This window comes from Tolypothrix sp. VBCCA 56010, from assembly GCF_050875635.1.
Lineage (GTDB): Bacteria > Cyanobacteriota > Cyanobacteriia > Cyanobacteriales > Nostocaceae > Hassallia.
The window spans coordinates 1-5,610 of record NZ_JBPAOH010000270.1 but is presented as its reverse complement, the minus strand read 5'-3'; the positions used below and the strand labels follow the sequence as shown (position 1 = coordinate 5,610).

The window sequence follows — 5,610 nt, the reverse complement described above, 5'->3', positions numbered from 1 at the left end:
TCAGTTGCTTCGATTGACGACAGGGCGTAGCCGGATCTTGTCGGGTATCATCAGCACGACGCGTCCGGACCAGGAAGACGGGGACAAGATACTGGGTTGTTTTCTGAATTCAGTTCCATTCAATTTTACGGTCAGCGGGTATGCGACCGGGCTGGAATATATTCAAGCCGTTAACGACACATACAACAAGGTCATCGCCCATTCCAAGCTATCCCTGGTGGAGATTGTCGGAATGGTTGGCGAGAAAACAGAGGATCAGCGAAACACCTTGTTCAATTCCACGTTTTCGTACGTTGACTTCTATGTCTTCAATGAAAGTCATAAAAAAACAGAGACTACTCGGCCGATCGTGGAAAATTTCGAGGCCATCGATACCAGTTTTGACCTGATCGTAAGCAATCATGTCGAGCTTGTTGTGAGTATTCTTTATAATGCCACGTTATACGACATCGACGAGATCAGGCGTATTAGTGAATATCTTGAAGCCATCGTCGCCGACATTGCTGCCCGCGCAGCTGATAGGATTGATCCAACAACCTGGATATCCGAAAAGGAGAGGGAGAAACTTATTAAGGTATTGAACAAGCCTGCGATCCGACATGATCGAAAAGGTGAAATTCTGCCCAGCTCCCGGGATACGGCGGGTTATCAGAGTGTCGTCGAATTGATTTGGGAACAGTCGACGGCAAACGGAAGGAGAGTAGCCATCAGCTTTGGAGCAAAGGAGATCAGCTACAGTGAACTTATATCACGAGCTGAAACCATTGCTGCATTTCTTCGCCAAAAGTGCAAGCCGTCTGCCACGATTGCCGTCATGATGAGACGGTCGGACAACATGGTTATTTCACTGCTCGCGATAACGAGAGCGGGTATGTCCTTTGTGCCGTTGGATCCGGCCTGGCCCGCGGAGCGTTTGGCCGTTGCGAGCGCCAGGATACAGGCTGACCTTGTTGTAACCGACGCCGATCTTACGCCTGCTGTTAAAGGATTTCATACCGGCCCGGTACTCACGCCGCCCGACCTGCCGGTAGCAAATGATGACTCCCTGCCTGCGATCCCTTATCCCGACAGGTCGCAAGTGATGTACACACTTTTTACCTCAGGCTCCACAGGCGTGCCCAAAGGGGTAAGGATCACACACGCGAACTTTTCAAATTACATTCGCTGGGCAAACCTGTATTATTTCAAGTCAGAACGGGGTTATGATATGCCCTTCTTTACGCCGTTGACGTTCGACCTCACGCTCACGTGCATCTTTTCGACATTATGCAGGGGCGACAAGCTCGAGATCATGCCTGACGTCGAACTAACGGACACGCTACATTCAATTTTTGAGCAGTCCTCTCGCGTGAATGCGGTTAAAATTACCCCCTCGCACATCAGCGTGCTGCAGTCGGTTGGACTGACCACCACACCTGTCGGTCTTGTTATCATCGGCGGAGAGGCACTACACAGGGAACAGGTGGATACACTGCGGAGCCTCAATCCGGACATCGAGGTGTTTAATGAGTACGGACCAACGGAGACCACGGTTGGATGCACCGTATCGGAGATTGGACATCGCGAAGAGTTCATCAACATAGGAAAACCGATCCACAACCTTAGAATATACATTTTAGGTGAGGAGAGAGAATTGTTGCCCGAGGGTGTTCCCGGGCAAATTTATATTGGAGGAGACGGGTTGGGCGAGTATGTCGATGGCCGCGATAACAAAGATAGATTCTTGGAGCCGTTTAGTCCATGTAACGAGAGGGTCTATCGTTCGGGCGACTTGGGAAGGTGGCACCAGGGTAACCTGCAGTATCTCGGACGTACCGATCGGCAGGTTAAGCTGAGAGGTTTTCGAATCGAGCTGGATGAAATCGAGAGTCACCTCATGATGTCGGGTTATGTCAACAACTGCTGCGTGACAGTGGAAGGGGATAACCTGATCTGTTATTTGCCCGAAGGGAATCTTACCCAAGTAAAGGACATCGACGCTGATTTACGGGAACGGGTTCCTGTGTACATGATCCCCACTAACTACCTTTTTGTTTCCGAGTTCCCGCTCAACAGAAATGGAAAGGTGGACCTGAAAAGACTGCGTGAGAAGGTATCCGATAAGGTCAGCCTAGAGAGAACTTTTGTGGGCCCGGTGAACGAAATGGAACGAACTATTTCTGAGGTATGGAAAAAGCTCCTTCAGAAAAATCAGGTTAGCACCAGTGATAATTTTTTTGAGCTCGGTGGTCATTCGGTCCGTGCCATGCAATTTGCCGCGGCTATGCGAAAGCGAGGCATCGGTGTGGCATTAACCGACCTCTATTCAAATCCTGTTCTAAAAAATCTTTCGGATTTTCTTTTGATTAAATCGGGACAGGGTCACCATCCTGACGAGATACAACGGGCATCCGCAAAAAACAAGTACAAGACGTCGCATTCGCAAAGAATGCTTTGGACTTTCAACCAGGCGGCCAGCGACCGGTCGATGTACAATATTCCATTGGTATACAAGATTAACTCGCCGGTCGATGTAACATGTTTTGGAAACGCTATCCAGATAATGCTCCAAAGACATGAAGCGTTGAGGACGGTATTTTCATTCAGTGAAGAAGGGCTTTTTCAGATTGTTTTGCCGTATGCTGAAGATCTGTCGCCGCTCAGATATGAAGACTTTTCATCGCAGAAAGAGGCGCTTGTAAAGGCCTTGCAGTCAGTACAGAAAATTGAAACATACCAGTTTGATCTCGAAAAGGCGCCCTTGGCAATCTTCTATCTCGCGAAAGTTTCTGATAAAGAGTATGTTTTCTGTATTAATGTTCATCACATTGTCTTCGACGAATGGTCTGGCGAGATTTTTTTCTCCGAACTGCTAAAGGCTTACGAGTCAGGGCTTTATTCAAGAGCCGTTGTTCTTCCCGCCATAGCTGCTCAGTATAAGGATTTTGCGGAATGGAAAAACAACGCTGCACGGCTTGACGCCGATGAAAAGTTCTGGAAGCAAATGTTCGACCGGCCGATCGAGCCCCTGTCGTTGCCGTTTGATAAAGAGCAGGTCGAAGGCGACAAGATCCGAAGCGATGTGTACGTTACCGAGGTCAGGACCGACTTTGCCAAACGGCTTTCAGCTCTCGACACCAGGGGAAAGGCAGTAACAACGTTTGTTGTCTTTCTTTCCGCATTCAAGATCCTCCTTTTACAGTATACGAGGAAGACAGATATCTGTATCGGTGTTCCTTTTTCAGGCCGAACCAGCGAGGACATCAACCATACGATCGGATTCTTCCTTAATATTCTTCCTGTTCGAAGCCAGATCGATCCAAACGAAACTTTTTGGGACTTCATGCTGCGGGTGAACGATATCTTTACACGATGCCTGGCTCACAGCGAGTATCCGTTTGAATTGATCCAGGAGAATCTCGCTCAAAGCGAGCTTTATCAGGTCGGCTTTACATGGCACGAATTTGCAATATCGGAACAGGAAGCACCGGCCTCGAACCTGCGTTTTGAACAGGTCAGATCAGTTCAGCACATATCGAAAAGGGGAATCTGGCTTCATGGTTATGAGAAAAATGGCGCTGTCAGTCTTTCCATGGACTACTACTCGAATCTCTATAGTCGCGAAAGAATCGAGCTGATGATGAGCAAGTTTAAACGTATCCTGGATATCGTCAGTAAGGATTTTCGGATCAAGATCTCCGATCTGGAACCGCAGCTCGAGCAGGGTTCGGCGTTGCGGAATGAAATTGTCCTGGACTTTTAATATGGAGCGTCAGCAGAACCTTGAATTTTGGTATTCGCGAATCACTGGTTCCGGAGAGCAAGGCTTGTTTCCAGAGTATCTTCAGCGTGGCAATACGCGTGGAACGTTCAAAATACCCGTGCCGTTCGACCTTTCTCAAAGGATTAGAAAGGCAGCCCAAGGAAATGACGACGGCGAGATGCTGTTCTACCTCGTGGGCCTGCTGTTCCAGCTAAATGGAATAGGACTGGTGGTAAATTCTTTGTTTGTGGTTCCCCGCCGGTCAGGCTCCGAAGCCTCGCCTTTTTTTGTTTCCGGCAGAGTAGACAGACGATCCTCCATGCGAAATTTCGTAAAGAGCTTGAAGGAGCAGGTCGAAATGTATCTCACAAAGATCGACTACGACTCGCAGCGCCTCGTGGACCTCGTCGCCTTTAACAGCAAAACAGATAAAAGCTCCCTCCCTGAGGTCGGGCTGATTTTCAAAGGAAATGATCCGCCATCCCGGATTTTTGGATTCCCGAAGCTGCTGGTTTCAGTCGGCGAGGAGGAAGGAAGAGATATTGTTCAGATCGTTTACCACCAGGCGTGTTTTGCTGAGGCGTTTATAGAACGATTTGCCACATCTTATCTACTTGCTATCGAGCGAATTCTCACACGGTCGGAATCATCGCTTGACGACGTTGTGTCTAACGCCATCATCGACAACGAAGCCCTGAGCGCGCCAGTCACATCACATGACAACCTGGCCGGGCTATTTCACGCAGTTGCGTGTTCTCAGGGCGCTAGCATTGCTGTGAAAGACAAGACTTCAACCTTTAGCTATCGTGAGTTGGACGAGTGGAGTTGGCGGATAGCGTGGGAATTGCAACGACGCGGGGTATCGGCTGGGGAGCGTGTAGGTCTTGAATTGAAACGAACGGTATACGAGGTCGCAGGCATACTGGGTATCCTGAAGGCGGGAGGGACGTACGTACCGATCGATCCTTCCTATCCGGCCGAACGGAAGGAGTTTATCCGGCGCGATAGCGGGGTGCGCTTGCGGCTGATCGATGCTGATCAGCAGCCAGACGATTCATCGCTGGTGGTACAGCAATGCATGGATTGGCAGGAAGGTTCGTACGATATATGCCGGGGTGAGGACTCCATTGCGTACTTTATCTATACGTCGGGGACGACGGGTTATCCGAAGGGGGTTAAAGTGAGCGACCGGAATGTGTTGAGTTTGTTGTTTCATGATGGGATTCCGTTCGAATTTAGCTCGTCGGACCGTTGGATACAGGTACATTCTGTAAGCTTTGATTTTTCGGTATGGGAGATATTTGGCAGCCTGTTGTATGGAGGGCAGTTGTACGTTGCGGGAGATGAAGAAGTAAGAGATGCCGAGAAGCTAAGCGAGTTGATCGAAGGGGAGCGGATCACGGTGCTGAACCAGACGCCCGGGATGTTCAATTACTTGTGGGAGTACATCGACCGCCGCGGGGAGAGTTTGCGGTATGTTGTTTTCGGAGGGGAAGCGCTTCAGCCTTCGCGGCTCGCCGAGTGGCACAGGCGTCACAGGTCTGTAAAGCTGGTGAACATGTATGGGATCACCGAGACGACGGTTCACGTTAGTTACAAAGAGATCGGGGAGGCTGAGATCGCTTCAGGAAGCAGCAATATAGGCAAGTCGTTGCGGCACCTTCGGTTGTACCTGGTGGATGAATCTTGCCGAGCTGTTGGTCCAGGCGTTGTTGGAGAGATCGCCGTTGGTGGATGGGGAGTGAGCGCAGGTTATCACAACCGGGAAGAGTTGACGGCTTTGCGATTTGTTGAAGATCCATGGAACGAAGGGAATAAGATGTACCTGTCTGGCGACCTGGGAGTTCGGTTGGAGAACGGGGATATAC

General features: G+C 49.8%; 2 protein-coding genes. Both read left to right on the top strand.

The features are described 5' to 3' along the window. The first annotated feature begins 13 nt into the window (after positions 1 to 13). A complete protein-coding gene (locus AABK37_RS40095; protein ID WP_432556955.1) occupies positions 14 to 3,742 on the top strand; it encodes an amino acid adenylation domain-containing protein in 3,729 nt (1,242 codons plus the stop codon). 1 nt (position 3,743) lies between these two features. Next, positions 3,744 to 5,610: amino acid adenylation domain-containing protein (locus AABK37_RS40090; RefSeq protein WP_432556954.1), on the top strand; the 1,867-nt coding region annotated here is incomplete at its 3' end.